This window comes from Amycolatopsis melonis, assembly GCF_040064235.1.
GTDB lineage: Bacteria > Actinomycetota > Actinomycetes > Mycobacteriales > Pseudonocardiaceae > Amycolatopsis > Amycolatopsis melonis.
The window spans coordinates 148,671-170,095 of sequence record NZ_JBDZYD010000005.1; the positions used below are offsets into that span (position 1 = coordinate 148,671).

At 65.9% G+C, this 21,425-nt stretch carries 22 protein-coding genes and 1 pseudogene; 7 read left to right on the forward strand and 16 right to left on the reverse strand.

The features are described 5' to 3' along the window. Positions 1 to 293 precede the first annotated feature (293 nt). Positions 294 to 542 carry a hypothetical protein gene (locus ABJI51_RS14625; protein WP_348951089.1) on the forward strand — a complete coding sequence of 83 codons (249 nt, stop codon included), beginning with the start codon at positions 294 to 296 and terminating at the stop codon, positions 540 to 542. 52 nt (positions 543 to 594) lie between these two features. Here the strand turns inward: ABJI51_RS14625 and ABJI51_RS14630 are convergent, their stop codons facing one another. After that, positions 595 to 1,371, reverse strand: coding sequence for an isoprenyl transferase (locus ABJI51_RS14630; RefSeq protein WP_348951090.1), 777 nt, complete (start codon positions 1,369 to 1,371; stop codon positions 595 to 597). A gap of 113 nt (positions 1,372 to 1,484) precedes the next feature. Between ABJI51_RS14630 and trhA the strand changes: the two genes are divergently transcribed. Continuing rightward, a complete protein-coding gene (gene trhA / locus ABJI51_RS14635) occupies positions 1,485 to 2,126 on the forward strand; it encodes a PAQR family membrane homeostasis protein TrhA (RefSeq protein WP_348951861.1) in 642 nt (213 codons plus the stop codon). A 27-nt stretch (positions 2,127 to 2,153) separates the two neighbouring features. Here the strand turns inward: trhA and ABJI51_RS14640 are convergent, their stop codons facing one another. The 9 genes from ABJI51_RS14640 to ABJI51_RS14680 form a co-directional block, all read right to left on the reverse strand. Next, positions 2,154 to 3,302 carry a tyrosine-type recombinase/integrase gene (locus ABJI51_RS14640; RefSeq protein ID WP_348951092.1) on the reverse strand — a complete coding sequence of 383 codons (1,149 nt, stop codon included), beginning with the start codon at positions 3,300 to 3,302 and terminating at the stop codon, positions 2,154 to 2,156. Between the two features lie 112 nt (positions 3,303 to 3,414). Next, positions 3,415 to 3,600 carry a helix-turn-helix domain-containing protein gene (locus tag ABJI51_RS14645; protein ID WP_348951093.1) on the reverse strand — a complete coding sequence of 62 codons (186 nt, stop codon included), beginning with the start codon at positions 3,598 to 3,600 and terminating at the stop codon, positions 3,415 to 3,417. Positions 3,601 to 3,612: 12 nt separating this feature from the next. Further along, positions 3,613 to 5,217: a replication initiator gene (locus ABJI51_RS14650; RefSeq protein WP_348951094.1), complete on the reverse strand. Its 1,605-nt coding sequence runs from the start codon at positions 5,215 to 5,217 to the stop codon at positions 3,613 to 3,615. Then, on the reverse strand, positions 5,217 to 5,603 hold the full coding sequence (locus ABJI51_RS14655) for a hypothetical protein (protein ID WP_348951096.1): 387 nt from the start codon (positions 5,601 to 5,603) through the stop codon (positions 5,217 to 5,219). The genes ABJI51_RS14650 and ABJI51_RS14655 overlap by 1 nt, the downstream gene beginning before the upstream one ends. Continuing rightward, positions 5,600 to 7,153: an FtsK/SpoIIIE domain-containing protein gene (locus ABJI51_RS14660; RefSeq protein WP_348951098.1), complete on the reverse strand. Its 1,554-nt coding sequence runs from the start codon at positions 7,151 to 7,153 to the stop codon at positions 5,600 to 5,602. Before ABJI51_RS14660 ends, ABJI51_RS14655 begins: the two co-directional genes overlap by 4 nt. Positions 7,154 to 7,488: 335 nt before the next feature. Then, positions 7,489 to 7,740, reverse strand: coding sequence for an AMED_5909 family protein (locus ABJI51_RS14665; protein WP_348951100.1), 252 nt, complete (start codon positions 7,738 to 7,740; stop codon positions 7,489 to 7,491). Continuing rightward, positions 7,721 to 7,987 (reverse strand): hypothetical protein, encoded by a 267-nt coding sequence (locus ABJI51_RS14670; RefSeq protein WP_348951102.1) that lies wholly within the window; start codon positions 7,985 to 7,987, stop codon positions 7,721 to 7,723. The genes ABJI51_RS14665 and ABJI51_RS14670 overlap by 20 nt, the downstream gene beginning before the upstream one ends. A gap of 246 nt (positions 7,988 to 8,233) precedes the next feature. Further along, positions 8,234 to 8,686, reverse strand: a complete 453-nt coding sequence (locus ABJI51_RS14675) for a hypothetical protein (protein ID WP_348951103.1) — start codon at positions 8,684 to 8,686, stop codon at positions 8,234 to 8,236. 22 nt (positions 8,687 to 8,708) lie between these two features. Next, complete coding sequence (locus ABJI51_RS14680) at positions 8,709 to 8,933, reverse strand: hypothetical protein (RefSeq protein WP_348951105.1); 225 nt, start codon at positions 8,931 to 8,933, stop codon at positions 8,709 to 8,711. Positions 8,934 to 9,170: 237 nt separating this feature from the next. Between ABJI51_RS14680 and ABJI51_RS14685 the strand changes: the two genes are divergently transcribed. Both ABJI51_RS14685 and ABJI51_RS14690 read left to right on the forward strand, forming a co-directional pair. Next, complete coding sequence (locus ABJI51_RS14685; RefSeq protein WP_348951106.1) at positions 9,171 to 9,914, forward strand: DUF5919 domain-containing protein; 744 nt, start codon at positions 9,171 to 9,173, stop codon at positions 9,912 to 9,914. 8 nt (positions 9,915 to 9,922) lie between these two features. Continuing rightward, a complete protein-coding gene (locus ABJI51_RS14690) occupies positions 9,923 to 10,393 on the forward strand; it encodes an NUDIX hydrolase (RefSeq protein ID WP_348951108.1) in 471 nt (156 codons plus the stop codon). Here ABJI51_RS14690 and ABJI51_RS14695 read toward each other — a convergent pair. The 3 genes from ABJI51_RS14695 to ABJI51_RS14705 all read right to left on the reverse strand — a co-directional run bounded on the left by ABJI51_RS14695 (position 10,327) and on the right by ABJI51_RS14705 (position 14,730). Further along, complete coding sequence (locus ABJI51_RS14695) at positions 10,327 to 11,763, reverse strand: hypothetical protein (protein ID WP_348951110.1); 1,437 nt, start codon at positions 11,761 to 11,763, stop codon at positions 10,327 to 10,329. The genes ABJI51_RS14690 and ABJI51_RS14695 overlap by 67 nt on opposite strands. Next, complete coding sequence (locus ABJI51_RS14700; RefSeq protein ID WP_348951112.1) at positions 11,760 to 13,610, reverse strand: hypothetical protein; 1,851 nt, start codon at positions 13,608 to 13,610, stop codon at positions 11,760 to 11,762. Before ABJI51_RS14700 ends, ABJI51_RS14695 begins: the two co-directional genes overlap by 4 nt. Positions 13,611 to 14,256: 646 nt before the next feature. Further along, positions 14,257 to 14,730 (reverse strand): carboxymuconolactone decarboxylase family protein, encoded by a 474-nt coding sequence (locus ABJI51_RS14705; RefSeq protein WP_348951114.1) that lies wholly within the window; start codon positions 14,728 to 14,730, stop codon positions 14,257 to 14,259. A 287-nt stretch (positions 14,731 to 15,017) separates the two neighbouring features. On the opposite strand from ABJI51_RS14705, the gene ABJI51_RS14710 reads away from it, so the two are divergent. After that, the gene (locus ABJI51_RS14710) at positions 15,018 to 15,761 is read left to right on the forward strand and encodes a DUF2382 domain-containing protein (protein ID WP_348951116.1); all 744 of its coding nucleotides are present in this window, start codon (positions 15,018 to 15,020) and stop codon (positions 15,759 to 15,761) included. A gap of 51 nt (positions 15,762 to 15,812) precedes the next feature. Here ABJI51_RS14710 and ABJI51_RS14715 read toward each other — a convergent pair whose 3' ends face one another. Together ABJI51_RS14715 and ABJI51_RS14720 are read right to left on the reverse strand one after the other, a co-directional pair. Then, positions 15,813 to 17,702 carry an acyl-CoA dehydrogenase family protein gene (locus tag ABJI51_RS14715; protein ID WP_348951118.1) on the reverse strand — a complete coding sequence of 630 codons (1,890 nt, stop codon included), beginning with the start codon at positions 17,700 to 17,702 and terminating at the stop codon, positions 15,813 to 15,815. An 80-nt stretch (positions 17,703 to 17,782) separates the two neighbouring features. Beyond that, a complete protein-coding gene (locus ABJI51_RS14720) occupies positions 17,783 to 19,144 on the reverse strand; it encodes a glycoside hydrolase family 28 protein (protein ID WP_348951120.1) in 1,362 nt (453 codons plus the stop codon). A 172-nt stretch (positions 19,145 to 19,316) separates the two neighbouring features. Here ABJI51_RS14720 and ABJI51_RS14725 point away from each other — a divergent pair, with 172 nt between their 5' ends. Beyond that, the gene (locus tag ABJI51_RS14725; RefSeq protein ID WP_348951122.1) at positions 19,317 to 20,282 is read left to right on the forward strand and encodes a DUF6745 domain-containing protein; all 966 of its coding nucleotides are present in this window, start codon (positions 19,317 to 19,319) and stop codon (positions 20,280 to 20,282) included. Positions 20,283 to 20,410: 128 nt separating this feature from the next. After that, positions 20,411 to 20,608 (forward strand): annotated as a pseudogene (locus tag ABJI51_RS43660) (hypothetical protein); the annotation flags it as partial. Positions 20,609 to 20,791: 183 nt separating this feature from the next. Here ABJI51_RS43660 and ABJI51_RS14730 read toward each other — a convergent pair. Beyond that, entirely contained in the window at positions 20,792 to 21,349 is a 558-nt protein-coding gene (locus tag ABJI51_RS14730) for a hypothetical protein (RefSeq protein ID WP_348951124.1), read from the reverse strand. Positions 21,350 to 21,425 lie beyond the last annotated feature (76 nt).

Genomic DNA, 21,425 nt, shown 5'->3' on the forward strand with positions numbered 1-21,425 from the left:
GAGAGTTACCGAACGCCCGATCGGTGATCCCCGACGGAATGATCTTGGAAAGAATTGCCGACCCACCGTATTCACAAGATCGGCCGACCGGCTTTTACCACGTTCCGTTCTCCGGCGCAGTTTACGTTCTCGATAGAGAACCGGTCCGGGTGAAAGCGCCTGCGTCAGGCTCACACAATGGGATTACCGGACGGACGGATCGCCTGGATGGCGAGTAATTTCCTGGTGGCGGGAACACACCACCGGACCTCCGGTGCCCCGGATCCCAACAGTTCTACCTAGGAGTGTGCGAAGTGCTGAAGAAGGCTGGTTTCGTGGCCGCCACCGCTGCGGGCCTCATGATGGTGGGCAGCACCGCGTTCGCCGCCACGGGCGACACGACGGGCACCCCGGACCCGACGTTCGGTGACGCCTACGCCACGTTCATCGAGGGCGGCGGCGCCCTGGGCTACGGTGCGGCCTCGCTGATCGCCGGCGCCTACACGGGCATCGCCACCACCCCGGCGCTGATCCTGCACTCGCTGGAGCACCACCACCACTGAGTGTGGCCTGCGAAGGGCCTCCGGAGTCCGCTCCGGGGGCCCTTCGGCGTTTCTAGGAGCCGAAGCGGCGGTGCCGCCAGGCGTAGTCGCGGATGGCACGCAGGAAGTCGACCCGCCGGAATGCGGGCCAGTACGCTTCGGTGAACCAGAATTCCGAATGCGCCGACTGCCAGAGCAGGAATCCGGAAAGCCGTTGTTCGCCGGAAGTGCGGATGATGAGGTCCGGGTCCGGCTGCCCCGAGGTGTAGAGATGCTCGGAGATGTGGTCGACGTCGAGGATTTTCGCCAGCTCGTGAATGGACGTGCCCTCGTCGGCGTGCTGGCGCAGCAGCTTGCGCACGGCGTCGGCGATTTCCTGGCGCCCGCCGTAACCGACCGCGACGTTGACCTCCATCCCGGTCCGCCCGTCGGTCCGCGCGGCGGCTTCGCTGAGCCGCTTGGCGACTTCGGCCGGGAGCAGATCGAGGGCGCCGACGATCCGCAGCCGCCACGGCGTCCCGGGCGCGGCGAGTTCGTCGGTGACGTCGGTGATGATCTTCAGCAGCGGCGTGAGCTCGTCCGGATCGCGGTTGAGGTTGTCGGTGGACAGCAGCCACATGGTGACGACCTCGACGTCGGCCTCCTGACACCAGCTCAGGAAGTCGGCGATCTTCTTCGCCCCGGCCCGGTGGCCGTCCGAAACGTCCGTGAAGCCCGCTTCACGGGCCCACCGGCGGTTGCCGTCGAGCATGATGGCGATGTGCCGCGGATGCCGGCCGGCGGCCTGCTGGATGAGGCGCCTGCCGTAGGCGCTGTACACGACGTCGGACAAGAAGGAGCGAACACTCACGTCCACGAAGAGTACGCACCCGGTGTGAGCCGTGTGACTCGACCGCTGCCGGGCAACCTACGCTCCCGTAACCTGAAGGGGTGAGCAGCCTGACGACGGAACCCCCGACCGTGGTGGACCCGCGCCCCCGCCTGCGCGGCCACATCCACTTCTGGACGTTCTTCGGCGCCGTCGCGGCGGCAGCCGCGCTGATCAGCCTGGCGGCGTCCACAGTGTCCCCGGTGGCGGCACTGGCGACGTCGGTCTACGGACTGACGGTGCTGGGCCTGTTCGGGGTGAGCGCGCTGTACCACCGCCGCCTGTGGAGTCCCCGGGCGTACAAGTGGATGAAGCGCGCGGACCACTCGATGATCTTCCTGTTCATCGCGGGAACGTATACGCCGTTCACCCTGTTGGCGATGTCCAAGCCGACGGGCTACGTGATCCTGTCGATCGTCTGGGGCGGCGCTGTCGCCGGTGTCGCGCTGAAGATGCTGTGGCCGCACGCGCCGCGCTGGCTCGGGGTGCCGATCTACATCGCCCTGGGATGGGTCGCAGTGTTCGTGTTTCCGGAGCTGGCGACGCACGCCGGCGTGGCGGCTTTGGTGCTGCTCTGCGTGGGCGGGCTGTTTTACACGCTCGGGGCGGTTTTCTACGCCGTGAAGTGGCCGAACCACTGGCCGGACACCTTCGGGTACCACGAGTACTTCCACGCTTGCACGGTGCTTGCGGCCGTTTCGCACTACATCGCGATCTGGCTGGCCATGTACGCCTAGCTGCGGGTTTGTGTCTGTGGATCTTTCTCAGGCCGCCGCCAGGCCGTCTCTGAACAGGGCGTCTACGGCCTTGCGGGTTCGCTCGTGGCTGGTCGGGAGCAGGTGCGTGTAGACGCGCAGCGTGAAGCCCGGGTCCGAGTGGCCGAGGTAGCTGGACAGGGCCTTGATGGACTCGCCCGCGTCGAGCAACACCGAGGCGTAGAGGTGACGGAGCGCGTGCATCCCGTCCGCCCGGGTCGGCTTCTCGATCCCGGCCTTCTTGAGCGCCGGTAGCCAGACGCTCAGCCGGAAGCCGCCGCGTCGGAACGGCAGCCCGTCGTAGTCGACCATGAGCAGCCTCACCGTCACCGGCTTGCCCTCGGGGTGGACCCACGGGAGGGTGATTTCGGTCGCTGGGAACTGCTCGGCGTAGTCGTCCAAGGCGGACAGCAACTCGCCGCCGATCGGCACCTCTCGCGTCTTGCCTCGCTTCGGCGGCGCGAAGCACAAGACATTGTCGACGATCCGGACCTGCCGCTCGATCTGGGCGATGTTCCGCTCCCGGTCGACGTCCTCCAGGGAGAAGCCAAACACCTCACCCTGCCGCAGGCCGATCCCGGCGGGAATCCGGACCACCGGCTTGAACCGGACGGGCAACGCGTTGAGGACGGCTTGAGCCCGCTCCGGCCGCCAAGGTTGCACCTGTCGCTGATTAACCCGGGGCCGCGTCACGCTCGACGCCTGGGCCGGGTTACTCACGATGAGCTTGTCCTCCTTGGCGAAGCTGAGGATCGACACGAGGTGGGTGAAGTACAGAACCCGCGAGCGCTCGCTCACCCCACGATCCTGGAGCCAGCGGAGCCAGGCTTGGACGTCACTGGGCTTGACCGCCCCGATGGTCTTCGCCTTGAAGAACGGCTTGAGGTGGTTGGCGAGACGGCTGATCACCCGTTCACGGGTGGTGTGGTCGAAGGTCTGCGCGGCGGCCCATCGATCGGCGACAACGGGAAACAGCACGCGACCGGCCTGCGGGTCGACGTACTTGCCCTCACGCTTGTCAGACTCGACCTCGATGAGGAAGTCTTCGGCCCGTTTCTTCTGCTTGTCCGCGAACGACTTCGAACGTTCGTTGTTGTCCGGATCGAGGTACCGCACCTTGTACCGAAGCCCGACGCCGTACAGCTCGGCCCTCTCCATGACCGGCTTGCCCTTCTCGTTGAAGAGCAGCCGTCCGGTTTCCGGGTGCCGCGCCTGGCGATACCACCGGTCCTGAATGTGTCCCACGTGGACTCTCCTTTCTCGAAACTGGTTACGCGGCTTCAGTGGCCCAGGCCCGCACGGCGGCCGGGTTGTAGCGCAAGTGCCGGCCGATCTTCTTCACCGGTGGTCCTTCGCCGCGCCATTTCCACTGGTAGAGCGTCTTCACTGGAACGCCGAGGTAGTCGGAGACGTCCTCGACGGTCCAGAGGCGTTCGATGCTGTGGACGTTGTTCATTGCTCCCCCTTGTCACGCTGCGAGCTGAGTTGCCGAAGTTTCCGGGCCGTCCCCTGGTGGTCCGGCGGCAGCGAGTAGCGCGCGGTCGTACTCGGCCTTCCACGTGATCCGCTCCGCGATTGCCCGCATGACCAGGTGCGGCCGGGGCGGGACCTGCGGGTCTCCCGGTTCGACCTTCCGCCAGACCAGCCGGGCCGGGTCCGGTTGTGGCTTCTCGATCCCAATCGCCGCCAACGCCTGCGCAACGAACGCCTTCCGATCGGCTTTGTGGTCGTCGAGGGTCTTGCCCGACCACTTGCGCGACACCAGCACCCGACGTCCAGGCAGCCCGAGCGTGGTCCGCCGGTGCGCCCGTCCCTTGCAGTGCCCCGGCGTGGTCTTGCTGCCCGCGCCCTTGGGCTGGACCCCGTACAGCAGCCAGACCGCGCACCGAGGCGAGCACGGCGTGACCGACAGCTCAGCGTGCAGCCGGTCGTGGTGATCCCGCAGCCGCGCCGTGTCCGCCTCGACCACTTCACCGGTGGACTTGGTGAGGTACTTGGTCAGGTAGCCGATGTGGCGGCCGGCCTCTTCGGTCCCGCCAAGGATGCCCTTCGAGTGCACCTGCCGCCCGAAGGTCACCACGTGCGCCGGATCCTCCACCTCCTCCACCGCGTCATCCCAGGTGGTCAGCGGCTCGCGGGTGTCCGGGTCCAGGAACGCCCGAGCGTCCGGGTCCCAGACCGGCAGCCGCTCGGTGTAGACCATCTGGTCGTGGTTGGGCCACCAGACCTGGTGATAGGTGGCTTCGGTGACTTGCCGGATGACGTCGTGCGGGATCGCCCCGCGGATCGCCGCGTGCAGGTGCGGAGCCGTGCGCCTCTGTGGCTCCACGGTCGCGAAGTACTGTGCGTCCCAGCCCACGACCCGGCGCAGGTTCTGCCACCACCGATCCACCAACGCCGAGAAGTGCACCGCGTCCCGAGCCGCCCGCCGGTAGTCATACCGGGACGAGTCGACCGGTGCCCCATCGCGGACCGGGCCGTAGGTGTCGCAGGTCAGTGTCACGAACATGGACGGCCGGAACTTCCCCGCGAACTCGCGGCCCACGGTGGTCTTCGCGACCTTCTGCCGAGGCAGGTTCGGCGCATCTTGCCGACGACGAGTCGACCGCTTCACGGCCCGTTTGGTCGGGACGTCGAGGGCGGGCAGCCGACCCCGCATGCCGAGTTGCCGAAGTTCCGCATCGACCCCGGCGACCTCCTCCCGCAGTTCCTCTGCCTCGGCCTGGTCGTGCCCGACCACCTCCCGATAGGCCGCGACCAGGTCCGCCCGGTAGGTCAGCAGCTCTTTGTGGTCCTCCGAGGGCGGCTCGGGGGTGAGAGTGGGTTCTTCGGTCATGTGCCAGCCCTCGCGGCACTGTGCCTGCCGAAGCGCCTTTGCCTTCCGAGCACACGGCATGCAGACGGACTCCACTGTGGACCCGCACGGCACGGGGACGTAGCGGAGTTCGCCCGTTTCGGTGTCGCCGACCTCCATGGTGAAGGGCCGGACGCAGACGCCGTGCTTCTCCGCCGTCGCCCGGATGACATCGGCGGCCAGCGGGGTACGCATCCGTTCAGCGCGGGGCTCGGTCATCAGGCCGCCACCTCCCCCGGCATCGACCAGTCGCGCAGCAGGTACACCGGCATGTCCTGCTTCACCCCCGCCGGGAGATCCGGGAACGTGCTCGGCTCGAACCGGACCACACCAAACACCAGGACAGGAATGCCGCACGGCGTCCGGCCGGTGATAGAGATGTGCACCCACTTGCCGTCGCAGAGCCGCCACAGCCGGGCCGAGACGTCCTCAAGCGTCTGAGTCCACACCAGCAACGCCCGCGAGACTGCGGGCAGGCCGTCGACGTCGAGCTGGACGGTGATCGGGCTGGACCAGGCGTTGACGTCAACCGAGGCGGCCGGCGGCAGCTGGTGGGAGTCGAGGTGATCGCGGATGGCGTCAAGGAAGATCATCAGCCGGTTCACGCGGCCACCCCCTCACCGCCGTGTCGCAGATCCGCGACACCACCGTTCGTGACGTACTGCTCCAGCGCCTTGACCGTGCCGTCGGAGACCCAGCCCGCGCGGATGCGCAGCGGCTCGCGGATGCCCTCGCCCCAGACGTAACCGACACCGGCCTCGGAGTCGCCGATGCGGTTCGCCCAGGCCCCGCGCTCGTACGCGCCATCGCCCAGGACCATGCCCACGTGCGTCTTGGACGTGACCCGCAGGCACACACGCCGGGTAAACAGCTCCCGGACCGGAACCGTGTCCTTGGTGGGCTCCTGGACGTAGCCACGGACCGAGATCCCCAGCGCCCGGCCCTGCGTCGTCAGCAGCGCGACGCGTTCCACGATGGCCTCACGGGTCTTGCGGTCGGTGTACTTGGTCAGCGCGCCGATCTCGTCAAACTCCAGCAGCTCCAACGGATAGTCCGTCGACACCGGGATAGTCCGCAGCCGACCGGCGAACGCGCGCTTGCGCGATTCCATCTCCTCCACCAGGCCGTCAAGCAGCTCGACCGCCTCCTTGCCACCGACGGCGTAGCGGGAGAAGATCCCGCGCCCGTACGCGAGTTCCATGCCCTTGGGGTCGATCCCGGACATCCGCACCACTCCCGCCCGGATCGCCGGAGCAGCAGCGACCAGCGGGCACCACATGACGCTGTTCTTCCCCGCGCCCGAGGCACCGGCGGTCAGGCAGTGCGCACCCGAGCCCAGCAGCGGCACCCGCCAGTCCCGCCCGTACTCAGTCCGCCCGGCCCAGACATTCCGCAGATCCACACCGGTCGAGTCGACGCCGTCCGGAACCTGGGGGCCGGCCACCCCGCCGCCGAGCAGGTCACGGCGCTGGAAGTCGATCGACACCACGTTGGGGGCCAGCTCACGGACCTGGCAGCGAGCGACCTTGCGGGCGACGGCCAAGGCGCGAGCGGCCTCGTCAAAGTCCTCCGGCTTCTGCCCCGGCACCAGCTCCACCCGCACCTCGTCCCAGGAGGCACCAGAGCGGACGCCGAGCACCTTGGGCAATCGGGTTCCCGAGCGAGGAGAGGTCGAGCGGGAGAGCGCGCGTCGGCGGCCGACGAGGTTAACGTTCACCACCACCGGCAGCGCCTCGTCCCGCACCGACAGACCGCAGGCGTGTAGCCATTCCGGCAGCTTCCGGCCGTAGATAGCCCACCGGGCCCACCAGGAGCGCAGGAACCGCCCGCACCACTGGTCGAACGAGACCGAGTCGATCGCCCACCACGTCGTGAAGACGGCCGCGAGACTGCCGAGGGTGATCGCGAGGGAGAGCCAGCCGACCAGCGCGCACCAGGCGTAGACCGCGACCACGGCGAGGCTGGTCCGCCACCGCGTCACCACCTGCGCGAGCATCCACACGACCGCCTTGCACAGCCACCACAGAGCGACGAACACCACGGCAGCCGCAGCCAGGGCTTCCAGGATCGAGGTCAGGGCGCGGCCGATCTTGTGCAGCACCCACACGCCGAGCCCCAGGCCGGCCAGGGCCACTACCGCGAAGCCGGGAGACATTACCTACCACCCCGCTTCACGTCGAGGTCCAGCGGCAGCATTCCCAAGCAGGGAGCGCACTGGGTCTCGCCGGGCAGGAGTTTGGCGAATCGTTTGCAGGAGGCGCAGCGCGTTCGGGTGACCCCCGTTGACGCTCGCCGGTTGTCGTCGTTTAGCGTTGTCATTGTTCACTTCCGCTGGTTGTGGACAGCGCAGGAGCGGCAAGGTTGGTAGCCAGGAACCGCTTCTGCGCCTTAACGGATCACACGCACCCGCAACAGGACGTGTTTCATCGCCGCACGTCATCGCGTGCATTTTTCGCTGATACTGTTGACTTTTCGGTCGTCTACATGGGACTAGTCAGCGGGCGTTCCTTCCGCCTGGAGTTCCGCCGAGATCTCACCCGCCTTCCGCTCCTCGTACCCGGCCCAGTACAACGCCTCGTGGTGATGACCCCGGTCGATGTCCGCGACCGCCTTATACAGCCGCGCGTTGCCGAGGCGGAATGCCAGCCACGCTGAGGGGTTCGCGTCGTTCGGTGGCCGGCGGTCCATCACGACCTCGTGGGCGTCCCGCAGCGTCCTCGGCTCACCCTTGCGCACAGTCACGCCTCTCCGCGCGGGCTTCCAGCAGCGCCGCCAGGTCCTCGGCGTGGTCGCGGAGCCGACGCAGGAACACCGCGCACCCCGTCCACGCGGCCTGGTCCTCCGGCGGCACCAGCGTCACCACGCACAGCCCACCAGCCAGCACCAGGACCGGCGGATGTGACGCGCCCGTCCCGGTCTCCTCCACCGTCACCTCGGTACCCGCGCCCACCGTCCAGCGCAGCCCCAGCCCGTCCCACGTTGCCGTCATGTCGTTCCCATTCCCGGGCCAGGTCGGCGAACCCCTCGGCCGCCGACTCCAACGCGGCCACACACCACCACGGCAACCCGCGCACCTGCGCCAGCTCGTGCCATGCCCGTGACACCCGCCGAGCGGCGTTCGCCGTGTTCGTCGCACTCAGCGGCGACAGCACCGCACGGCCGTGCTCCCACGCGACCATGTAGTCCCGATACGCCTGCTCCCACGCCTCGACCCGCTCGCGGAAGCCCATCCCTGTCACGCTGCCTTCGGCGTCTCACCGGACCCACCGGACCGAGACGGCTTCGCACTGCTGGTGGCCTGCTTGAAGCCGGTCGCGCGGAACACGTAGGACTGGTACTTGAACTCGCCCTGCCCAGCCACGCGCGGTTCGGCCGTCAGGCCGTCCAGCTCGATCGGCCGCATCCCGGGCAGCGCCTCCGAAGTGGTCGGCACGGGCTGGACGTCGGCGAGAAGGGTGATCTCGAAGGAGGCCCGCTTCGCGCGCGTTTCGGCCGGGTCGGTGACCATCACCTTCCACTGCCGCTTACCGGTCAACTCGTCGACCCGCTGCCGCACCGGACGGTTCGCGGCCCGGTCCTCACGCGACTGGTACTCGTTGTCCGGCGACACCTCGCCCACCATCACCAAGCCCTGCGGAAACGCGTCGTCGAAGTCGATCCCGAACCGGTGTCCCTTGTCGATAGCCATGCTGAATCCCTTGTGTCGTCTGTTAGTTGGGTTCTTCGGGCGGTTCTCCGCCTCGTGCCGCTGCGGCGTCCAGTGCCGCGCTCACCTCGTCCAGTTCCCTCCGCAGTACGGCGATGGCGTCGGAGTCCACGAGCAGGACCACCGGGAACGCCTTGCCGAACCGGACTTCCGCGCGGTTTGCGTACGTCAGCGCCCGGACACGAATCGGCAGATCAGCCGTGACGTGGATCTGAACCGTGTCGCGCATGCCACGCCGCGCCTACGCCGCACGTCGGCGAGATACCGCCCGCTTGTCCAAGCCAGCCGGCCGGACGACGGTTTCAATGGTCACGCCTACCTCCTCGGTGTCCTGGCCACCGGGCCTGCCCCGGCAACCTGACACCCAGACTCCGCCAAAAGGCGGGACGTGATCACCACGTGGCGGGACATCTCGGGACGTCCCTGGTACCGTCGAAGACGTCCCTACACGTCCCAAGGGGTGGCGATGCCGAACGAACGCCTGCGTGACGCGCTACTGCGCAACGGCCTGACGCTGGAGCAGGTAGCCAAGGCCGTCGGGGTCGATCAGAAGACCGTCGAACGCTGGATCACCAAGAACCGGACGCCCTACCCCAAGCACCGGCACAAAATCGCCGCCATGGCGCGCGAGTCAGAGACCTACCTCTGGCCGGACTCCGTGGCCCCGGAGCGCAAGGCCGAGACGGCGGCCGCCGAGCTTGTGCAGGTCTTCCCGCACCGCAACGCCGTTCCCGTCGAGTTGTGGGACCGGCTGATCAAGGAAGCATCGGAGACCGTCGAGATCCTGGTCCACGCAGCGTTGTTCCTGGTGGAGCGCCCGCGGTTCATCAAGGACCTGGCAGCCAAGGCAGCGGCCGGCGCGAAGATCCGGCTCGTGTTCGGAGATCCCGAGGGAGACAGCGTCGCGCTGCGCGGTGAGGAGGAGCAGTTGGGCGACGGCACGCTTGCGGCGCGCATCCGCAACGCCCTCGCGTTCTACCGGCCGCTGGTCGGCGTCGATGGGGTGGAGATGCGGTTCCACAACACGACGCTCTACAACTCGATCTTCCGGTTCGACGACGAGATGATCATCAACACGCACGTGTACGGGTTCCAGGGAGCCCACGCCCCGTCCCTCCACCTGCGGAGACTCTCCGCCGGGGACCTCTTCGAGACCTACTCGGAGAGCTTCGAGTCAGTCTGGAACCTCGCCAAGCCCGCCACCTTCTAGGAGGCAGCATGACCCGAGTCGACTACTACAACGACCCGAACGCACCCAAGGCAAACAGCATCGCAGTAGCGGTCTCAGCGTTCATCCAGGACGACGAAGGCCGGATCCTGATGATCAGGCGCACCGACAACGACCTGTACTCCATCCCCGGCGGCCAAATGGAGCTCGGCGAGACTTTGGCCCAGGCGGCGGTTCGAGAGGTCCGCGAGGAGACCGGCATCGAGTGCGAGATCACGGGTGTAATCGGCCTGTACTCAGACCCCAAGCACGTCATCGCATACGATGACGGCGAAGTGCGACAAGAATTTTCAATCTGCTTTCGAGCTATGGCCACTGGCGGAGCTTTGAAAACCAGTTCAGAAAGCAGCGAAGTTCTCTGGGTGCTACCGGACTCCATATCAGATTTAAATATTCACCCATCAATAGCACTCCGAGTGAGCCACGGCTTGAGCAACCAACTCCTTCCTCGATATTCTTGATTTTCCCTTGCGACCCAGTATGTAATTATTCGAGCGACCAGACCGAGTCCGCGTCCAATCTCGCTCGACGCTGGACCAGCACTACCCACTCGACCATGCACTAAATCATTACGAAGCGCGCGAAGACGAGCGAGGGTTCCGAACTCCTCCTCGGTTATCGGTATTCCATCCGAAGCGATCTGAACCCGAAGACGAGCAAGCAACGGAACCGAATTCAACATTCCGATAAGGTCACCGATTCGCGCCTTCTGATCTACATTCAAGTCTTTCGGCAGCGACCTTTTAATTTGCTTGAGGTCGTCTTTAGAGAACCTTACGGGCACTTCAGTCTTGCCGGCATAGAATTCGATTACTTCCCATATTTGAGTGACCTGACTCGCCGGATCGACTTCATGCACGGCTCGCTGATAAGCGGACAAGGCAAGACGAACGCGCTGACTCAGTTCGACCAGATCACCAGGGTTGCGCAACATAAGGCTTTCATCATCAAGTTCCAACGGGGCAATGTCCCGTTGTGTCGATGTATCTCGCAGCCATCTCCTATCGCTCAGTAATCCTCTAACGTAGGCGAGCGGCCTCGTCGATAAGCGTGCCGATCCAATCTTACGAGACCAGGCAGGAGTACTGCCATCAGGGAGAACGGCGAGTGAGTACTGTGAGCGAATCGCAAGCCAATCTAAAGTTGCCGAAATGTCGGCTAACGCAATCTTTTCCACATCATGCATGCGGAGACCAGAGCGGTATGCAATGGCGAAAACTTCCGCCTTACTGAAATCTTCTACTAGTGGTCGATGCTCAAATTGGGAAATTCTATTTAGAACATCCCTGCTTGAAGTCAACAAAACGTTTCCCTGACGGTATGGCACTTCAAGGCGAGACATACCCAAAACCGGAATCACGATCTCGAACACTTCAAAGGTGGCAGAACCCATATCAATCTTAATCATCTCGCTAGGAGTGCCACCATCCCGGGCAGTTGCATAGATTAAGTCGATTCCAGCATTCTTAGTGCAAGAGTACGCACCCGTACGCACTTCGGAAAAATATGCAGCCCCAGAGCATTCTAGAATAAGAGTACTATCCTTTAGACTCAAACTAACTATATCGCCCCCGAAGAGTGGTCTTTGCTCGCCATTTTGAACCATGAACGCTGACACAGGTGCACGCCAGTCGATATACGGAACCGTCGGATGTTCCGCCCGCAACACAATAGTTGCCTTCGGGCGATCATTGAGCGCGTTACTAAAGCTCGACTCAACTACCGCCGAGGATACGTCAATAGATCCAATTCTAATTATTCTCGTACGCCCAATAGAATGCTCAGAAGTAGACCCAAAAGGGTCTACATATTTTGCAAACTGATCACTCATTGAGACGCCTCAGCCCCTCCCGTTTGCACACGCCTCTCCACCGCAGACCGAAGAGACCGCATTTCCTCCGAAACCCACTCCGTCAGGAGATTATTCCAGAAGCCAGCCGCGCACCATAACTTGAATATCGACACGTGGCGACCAGATATGACGTCGATCGCCAGATCCCGAAGCATACCGACCGATTCTCTTAAGCTTTCACGTAGCTCAACCAGGCCAGGGTTTTCGCCCACTTGTACACCGTCAGCTTGTTGCAGCCACAAAGTCGCCGCTCGACTACAATTGATGACAGAATTTTCCACGGAACCCGACAACGCCTCTTGCAAACCAATCTGAGCGTAGTGCTGCCACACCGTGCTACGCGGATCAATTTCGCGCGACTCCAGCGAAGCTTCTTCTCCAGCCCACTCAAATTGCATAGCCAATACGCTCATGGATTCGACAATCTTACGAGCGCTATCGAATGCACCCGAGGACCACCAAGAATCGACGCGGCCATCTTCAGGTCTAAAACTGGAAACTCCGGGAGCAGTAAAGTATCCCAAAGTATTTTTCAGATATGTAAGTGCATATATCTGCGCTATCAAACTCCGGGCATCGAACACTTGCCCTTTATCATCAGAAAGTATTTGGGCGAGAAGCTCGGCACTAATCGGAAAAGGTCGACCTTGAGACGTGCCATATTTTTCGTCAAACCGCTGGGCGCGATCAGCGAGCGCTGAACCAGTCGCGGCCACATAACTTTGAAGCCGACGATGCAGCCTATCGTTGTCCTCAGCGAGAACTGCGCCCAGAGATTGAGACCAACGCCGCTCAATATCCTCCGGAAGAGTCTTAATTTCATCGGTAAGCAACCTCAGGTCTATCGGAGGCGAGAGGGCGTCGAACCGGAACTCCGCAGAAGGATTTTCAGCGGCTACCTGCGCCTCCGGCCGCCCCAGAGAGTCGACAGAAGGAGGCGTCACTCTCGCGCCATTCTCCACACTTGCGTTTACTTTTTTTGCGGGATTACCCCTCATCTGTGAGTGACCTAGACGAATTTTCCTTTTCTTTTCAGCTTTGCTCACATTTGCAACGACTAGCTCTGCTCCAACGAATGGGAGTTGCTCCAGACTTAAAGTCCCACCAGTTATAGCCCGACTAAGGTCCTCGTTAGTCGTAAGAACCGGTACGCCATAAAGACAATCAAGCGAGAGTTGACGAAAGTGTCGACAACACTCCAGAAAATGAGCTTTTTGAGAAAGGAGCTCACCTTCCGCCACAGGCTCAAGATTTGCCATTACAGCACGCATGAACGACACAGCGTCGAGATCACCGGGAACACCCGCCACCCTGGAAGCCTCATAGGATAGCGTTGCAGTGAAGGCGAACGGCATTAACGACTTGATCTCAAACTTGATGAGATCTTCTTGAACGCTATTGTATACGTTCCGGAAAGCGGCGTACGGACCATCGCCGGAGACTACCTGTCCGATCGCAGTGCCTAGCTCCTCATTGTTATTACTCTTAGCAATACCGCGACATTCATCAAGCCAAGTTTCAATCAGCCGCCCAGATTCTCGAAACGAGAGGTTCGCCTTATGAACGTCGGCATCATTGATCACGCTAGAAGATTTGTTGGCAACATCAGCCGCATCGTGAACCACTTGTATAAACGAGTTGACGGATTCGACAATCTTAGCCCAGGTCCAAGATGCGAAATACTTGTTAACAAGGTGAGCCTTCGACGATATTTCACGTCGTTCATCCGGCGGTATTTGCCGAATAGCAGTAAGTTCGACCCCTATATTGATATCAGCACTTGCAGGTACGTGTCGTACGAGTACCCAGTCATCGTCGTCAGGCATTGAGTCCTCTGCACACTGCCGAAGTTGGCTCTATGTAATCAAGGGCGCGCCGCCGCTGGCGGCGCGCCTGTCGCCTACGTAGCCCCTCGCCTTGGCGGCCGCATCCGCTTCCGACACGGCGGGCTGCCGCTCCGCTTCGCCCGCCGGCCGGGCGGTGCGGCCGCCAGCGGGTCACCTGGCGCAGCGCCGCGCGGCGGCGGCACACGAGTCCCCTGAGCCATCCGGCCTCCCCGGTGAGCTGCGAGCGGTGGTTACATTCGGGTCGCTTGGGAGTCGATCTCTGTTACGGACCGTCGTAAGGGACCTCCATCCCGATGCCTGATCGTGACAACGGCCGGTAGCACCGCGTCAAGACGATGAAGCGTGTCTTGACCCGGCACCACCGGCCGTGTGGAGGCTTCGTATCGGGATGCAGGGCAGGGTGTGGCGGGGTCCGCCAGGCCGTCTCCAGGCCGTCAGAGGTCAGGAAGAGGCAAGCACCCGCGAGAACTAATGACGAACAAAACCGCAGCTCAGCGTACCTATAAGAGCACCAAGCCCAGGTCGAGAAGAGACCGAGAGCAGATCATCGCGATCTGGCTGGCGATGTACGCCTAGCACCCCGAGGGGACTTCGCCGCGCCCGGCGAAGTCCCCTTTCCGGAGCATCAGCCGAACATGCCCGGCTGGTACTCCCCCGCCGGCGTCCGGGCGATCACGTTCAGGCGGTTCCACGCGTTGATCGTCGCCACCAGTGCGATCAGCGCGCCCACCTGCTCGTCGTCGTAGTGCTTGCGGACTGCCGCCCAGGTCTCGTCGCTGACGCCCTCGTGTGCGTCCGCCAGGCGGGTTGCCTCCTCCGTCAGCGCCAGTGCCGCGCGCTCCGCCTCGGTGAACACCACCGCTTCGCGCCAGGCCGCCACCATGGCCAGGCGGACCGGCGACTCGCCCGCCGCCGCCGCGTCCTTTGTGTGCATGTCCAGGCACATTCCGCAGCCGTTGATCTGGCTCGCGCGGATCTTCACCAGCTCCTGGACCGGCTTCGGGAGCGACGACTCCTCGGCCGGGCGGGACGCGGCGATCAGGCGCTTGACGAACTTGGCGACGACCTCGTTCTCGAACATGTTCAGCCGGGCTTCCATGGTGTTTCCCCTTTCCGTGTCTGCTTCACCCCCTTGACGACGTGCGCGACGGCGTTGTGACAAGCCTGCCGGTGATGCCGGTCACATCCACACCTTCGCGGCAATCGCCGGCCCGGCAGGGAAGGCAGTAACTCCGGAGGCACCCCGAGGCGCACCCGGGGCTGGCCCGTCGGGCGCCCGTCAAACAACCACGTTCGGGCGTCACCCACAGGGACACCGTGACGGTTGCCTTGATCACCGGCCGGGCAGACGGTGGCTGCACAGACCGAACGACGGGAAGGAGCGTCATGCAGCCCCAGGAACTCATCGACAGCGCCGTGGTCGACCCCGCGGGCAACAAGCTCGGGAAGGTCGGGAACGTCTACCTCGCCGACGCCACACAACAGCCGGAATGGATCACCGTCCGGACCGGGTTGTTCGGCACCAAGGAAAGCTTCGTCCCGCTCTCCGGCGCGCGCACCGACGAGGACGGCGTGCACGTCCGTGTCGACAAGGAAGCCGTCTCCGACGCGCCGCGCATCGACGCCGACGGGCATCTTTCGCCCGAGGAAAGCGCGCAGCTGTACCAGCACTACGGCCTGCCCGTGCCGCGCATGTCGCCCGACGGACGGCTGGGCGAGCGGACCCAACGCCGCGATCCCGCCATGGGTGGACGCGGGCAGTCCGAAAAGGACGGTATGACCCGCTCCGAAGAACGGCTGAACGTCGGCACCGAGCAGGTCGAGACCGGGCGGGTGCGGCTGCGCAAGTACGTCGTCACCGAAGAGCAGCAGGTCACCGTCCCGGTGCGGCACGAAGAGGTGCGCGTCGAACGCGAGCCGGTCACGAAGGCCGACGGCCGGGCCGAAATCGGCGAGGCCGAACAGGACGTCGTGCTGCACGCCGAGAAACCGGTGGTGCGCAAGGAAACCGTGCCGGTCGAGCGGGCGCGGCTGCGGACCGAGACCGTCACCGACGAGCAGACCGTCTCGGGGAAGGTCCGGAAGGAACAGTTCGAGGTCACCGACGACAAGGGCAAGCGCCGCCGGTGACGTGCGCGGGGGTGGCCGGCGCGGCCCCGGAGGCCGGCCACCCCCTGGGGATCAGGACGTCAGCATCGGCGCCGCCAGGAACTGCTCCGGGATCGCGAACGCGTCCACCAGCGTCCGCGCGTGCGGGCGCAGCTGCGTGCACAGGCTGTTCACCGCCGCGGTGACGGCCTTCGCGCGCGCCGCCGTCAGGCGGCCGTGACCCAGGAACCACGCCAGGTCGTCCTCGATCGCCGACAGCGCGTACAGATCGCAGACGCGCTCCAGCAACGCCCGGGCGCCGGGATCCGCGCAGCGGGAAATCGCCGCGGCGAACGCGGTCAGCACCAGGCGTTCCACGTGCACCCGGCCCGCCCGCAGCACGTGGTCCTGCGCGGCGTTGAACACCCCGAACGGGTCCGAAGCCGCCTTGCGCAGGCGCTTCGCCACGCCCTCGACGACGTGCTCCTCGCGGTCCTCGAACAGCCGCAGCTGCCACTCGCGGCGGAAGAAGACCTCCGCGTCGGAGCCCACGGTCAGTGCCTCGACCGCCTTGCGGGCCGACGTCCGCTCCAGCACCGTGCTGACCACCTGCTCGGCGAAGAACCGGGCCGTCGCCAGCGGCGATAGGTCTTCGAAGTCGTGCTTGTAGCTGGTCAGCAGTCCTTTCGCGACCAGCTGCAGCAGCACCGTGTTGTCGCCTTCGAACGTCGTGAAGACGTCGGTGTCGGCCTTCAGCGCGGGCAGCAGGTTTTCCGACAGGTAGCCCGCCCCGCCACACGCCTCCCGCGCGGCCTGGATCGCCGACGTCGCATGCCACGTCGCGAGCGCCTTCAGCCCGGCCGCGTGCGACTCCAGCTCGCGCTGTGCCTCCTCGGGCGCCGACGCGTCGATGTCGTGCAGCTTCGACACCAGCTCTTCCTGCGCGAAGTGCAGCGCGTACGTCTTCGCCAGCGTCGGCAGCAGTTTCCGCTGGTGGGCAAGGTAGTCGAGGATGACGACCTCGTCGCCGTCCGGCTTCGCGAACTGGCGGCGGACCTCGCCGTAGCGGATCGCCAGCGCCAGCGCGCGTTTCGTCGCGCTGCCCGCACTGCCCGCGACGCTCACCCGGCCGCGGATCAGCGTGCCCAGCATCGTGAAGAACCGGCGGCTGTCGCTCTCGATCGGGCTCGAATAGGTCCCGTCCTCGGCGACGTCGCCGAAGCGGTTCAGCAGGGCCTCGCGCGGAATCCGGACGTTGTCGAAGCGCAACCGTCCATTGTCGACACCGTTCAGGCCCGCCTTCGGCCCGCAGTCCTCAATGGACACGCCGGGCAGCGGGGCGCCGGACTCGTCGCGGATCGGCACCATGAAGGCGTGCACGCCCCGGGACTCGCCGCCGGTCACCAGCTGCGCGAAGACCACCGCCATCCGGCCGTCGCGTGCCGCGTTGCCGATGTATTCCTTGGTGGCCATGGCATCCGGCGTGTGGACCACGAACCCGCCGTCGGCGAACGTCGCCGTGGTACGCAGGTGCTGGACGTCGGAGCCGTGGCCGTGCTCGGTCATCGCGAAGCAGCCAAGCAGGTCGAGGCCCATGATCGCGCGCAGGTACCGCTCGTGGTGCCGCGCGGTGCCCAGCAGCTGGACCGCGCCGCCGAACAGTCCCCATTGGACACCCGCCTTCACCATCAGCGACAGGTCGCCGTAGCCGAGCATCTCGAACGACGTCACCGAGCCGCCGACGTCGCCACCACCACCGTACGCCGGGTCGAAACCCAGGCCGGGCCGGTCGGTCTTGGCCAGTTCGCGCAGCTGGTCGAGCACCTGCGCCCGGTGCGCTTCGACGTCGAGAGCGACGGGATCGCGGAACTCGACCTCGGCCATCTGCGCCCGCACCCCGCGCCGCAGCTCGGCCCAGCGACCGTCGAGGACGGCGGTCAGCAAGTCCGGATCCACCTTCTCGGGCACTTCGGGGACGTCCACGGCCACCTCCGGAAAGGACGAACGGCAGGCTTCCTACTCGTTGGTAGTAAGCCTGCCGCAGCCGCGCCGATCCCGCAGGGTCAGATCGGGTGCCCGTTGACCGTCACGTTCGTGAACCGGGCGTTGTCCACGTACTTCAGCGTGTCCGAGGTGTCGGACACGCCGTCAAACGTGGAGTTCGCCACGGCGAACCCGTGGACGTGCGCGGCAGGCAGGCCGCTGACGTCGAACGCCCGGCCCCCGATCTTCCTGCTCGAGCAGTGCTCGATCGTGAACGGCCCGAACGACGGAGGCGTGCTGCCCGTCTGGTTGTTGTAGGTGGACGTCACGAACACGAAGTTCCGGGCAAAGGTGCCGGACACGCTGTCGAGGTTGACGTTCTCGGTGAACCCGCCACGCAGCGTGTTCGACTTGACGTACAGCGCGAACTTCGTCTGCCCTTTCACGGTCAGCCGGTACGCGTAGACGTTGCGGATCCCGCCGGTCTGCTCGCTGCCGCAGGTGATCGCGCCCCAGTTGCCGTTCATCACGCAGTTCACCACGACGATGTTCTGGCACGGGACGTTCACGCGGCGCCCGTCGGCGTCGCGGCCGGACTTGATCGCGATGTTGTCGTCGTGGGCCCCGAGCGCGCAGTTCGCGATGACGACGTGGTCGCATGACTCCGGGTCGCAGCCGTCGGTGTTGCTGTGCGCGGTGCCCGGATCGGTGGTGACGCCGTCGACGGTCACGTTGCGGCAGAGCGTCGGGTGCAGCTGCCAGAACATCGGGTTCTTCAGCGTGACGCCCTGGATCAGCACGTTCTCGCAGGCGTACGGCTCGACGAACGCCGAGCGCATGGTGTGCCCGGAACCCGGCACGACACGCTTTTCCGGCGGGATTCCCTTGGCCACCAACGTCTCCAGGTACGCCCGGTCGCTGCCCTTGTTCCACGACGACGTTGCCGCCGCGTCGAGCGTGCCGCTGCCGGTCAGGCCGATGTTCTTCTCCTGGTACGCGTAGACCATCGGCGAGCGGTTGACGCATTCGATGCCTTCGTAGCGCGTCAGGACGTTCGGGAACTTCGAGGCGTCGCCGCCGAAGGTCAGGACCGCGCCCGTTTCCAGGTGCAGGTCGACGTTGGTCCGGAGCCGGATCGCGCCGGTGCGGAAACTGCCGCCGGACGGCACGATGACGTGCCCGCCACCGGCCGCCGTGCACGCCGCGATCGCTTTCGCGATCGCCGCCGTGTTGTCGGTCCTGCCGTCGTTCTTCGCGCCGTAGGCGGTGATCGGGAACTTCCGGTCCGGGAACACCGGCACCGTGGTGTTCGCGACGATGTCGTTCGCGGCCGGCCACGGCAGCGCGGGAAGCGCCGCCGAAGCGATGTCCGGGAGCAGCGGCACCGCCGCCACCGCGAGCCCGCCCTTGATCAGCTGCCGCCGGGTGAACCTGCCGTCCATGGACGCCTTCCTTCACGGGAAAGACTGGTGCGACGGCGGAACCACGGCACGGACCGTGGGCACGACGCACTCTAGGCGCGCAAGCGGCTCCAGGTCCAGGCTTGCGCGATCGGCGAACGGGCTGTCATGATCGGGTCATGTCGATCCGAAAGGGCGTGCGCGCCCTCGCTCAGTGAGCGCCTCGCGGCGGCCGGACCGCCGCTCTCCCGGTTTTTCCGCGTGGCTGAGCCATGCCTTCCGCACCGATCCCGCTGACCGTCCCGCGGCCGAAGACGCCATCAGCAGGCTGTACGCGCTGCTGGGCGAGCCGCCGCCGTCGTTCACCTGGGTGCCTTCACCCGCTGCCGCCGTTCCGCTTTTGCCGCCGCCGCAAGCACTTTCGCCGGATTCGCTGGAGTCCCGCCTGGCGAACCGGGCGGCCGCGCTGCGGGCACAACGGCGTGGAACCACGCTGGAGGCCCGGCAGACGATCCGGGACGGCGTCGCCGGCCTGATCCGGGCGGCGATTCCGGCGCCGCTCGGCCTGCACTGGTACGGCCAGCACGACGCCTACTGGGTGCCCCCGGATCCGGATGACCCCGAGCCGGCAGCGTGGGCCACGCTGGTCCGCTCCTGCGGCTGGTGGTGGCCGCGCCAGGGTGCCTGCGTCGTCACCGAACGGCCGCTGGCACTGCGGTTCGACGACGGGCAGCGGCTGCACAGCGCGACCGGGCCGGCGGTGGCCTACCCCGACGGCTGGGCCGTGTACGCGTGGCACGGCACGCGGGTGCCGCCGTGGGTGATCGAGGACCCCACCGCGGACCGGATCGACCGGGAGCGCAACGTCGAAGTGCGCCGGTGCGCGATCGAGCGTCTCGGCTGGCCGGCCTACCTCGCGCAGGCCGGGCTGCGGCCGGTGAGCCTGGCGCCCGACCCGGGCAACCCGGGTTGCGAACTTCAGCTCTACGACCTGCCGGAGCAGCACGGGGAGACGCCTTCGCGGCTGCTCCTGGCCGTCAACGGCTCGGTGGAGCGCGACGGCACGCGTCGCCGCTACGGGCTGCGCGTGCCCGCCGGATTCGACCATCCCCTCGACGCGGCCGGCTGGTCGTACGGGCTCACCGGAGCCCAGTACGCCGGCCTGCTGCGCCGGACCTGATTTTCGAGGTGATCGACGTGCAACTCGCTGAACTGCTCGGCAGGACCGGGCTCGACGTGCTGGACCACCTGGACCGCCAGGTCACCGTGCCGGTGATCGACGGCCTCCAGGCCCAGGGCGACCTGATCGTGGCGCCGCTGGACCTGCTCGGCTGGACGCCCCTCGACTGGTGGCAGCTGCCCACCGGGTGCCGTGAACTCGTCCGCGGCGAGGCGGGCAACAACCCGCACACCCTGGTGGCCGACCCGGGAACCTGCTGGATGACGACAACGGTGGGTGACCCCGAACGGCTGGCGGTCGCGGTCTTCCGGAACTCGGCGCCGGTGTGGCTGATCCATCCGGAACACGGGGCAACCGGGATCGCGCCCGGAGCGTGGTTCGTGCGTGCGGCGGCAGCGGGAGCTGGGCACCGAGTTCCGCAGGCCGGTGCTGATCGCCGACTGACGTCGTGGGGTGCCGTCGAGGGGGCGGCACCCCACGCCCTGGTCCCGAAATCCGGAGCGCGGGGGTCAGCCCAGGTCGGGGCCCTTGGCGCGGAGGTCGTCGACCTTGCTCATCGCCTCCCGCAGTTCGCCGAGCCAGCTGTCCGCGTGCTGGCCCACCAGGCGCACCGCCCATGCCAGTGCGTCCGAGCGCGAGCGGGCCACGCCCGCGTCCACCAGGGTGTCCAGCACCAGGCGTTCCGGCTGCCGGAGCCGGGTCATCACCGGGGCCGAATGCGTCGTGAACAGCGCCTTCGTGCCGCCCAGCCGCGCGCCCCAGGCCACCTTGCGCTGGTAGCGGTGCTCGGCCTGGCGCGCGATCTCGATGCGCTCGTCGCGCGTCTCCTCGCGGAACCGGCTGATCCGGCCCTCCTCGGCCGCCGCGCGGGCCGCGTCGTCGGCGTGCTCGCCGCCCAGCGGCGGCAGCTCGCCGACCACGATGATCTCCTCGCGGTCGACCGTCACCTCCGGCGCGCCGGTGAACCAGCCGTCGGGCAGCCGCCCGCCGAACCAGGCCGCCGCGTCGTCCGCCGGGGGCACTTCCGCCTGCTGCCAGCCACGGCCACCTCGCCAGCCTCGTCCCATGGTCGCCACCTCCGCGATTACATGATTACAACGCTACTGACGCTACGCCGAATACACCGAACCCGACACAGCGTTC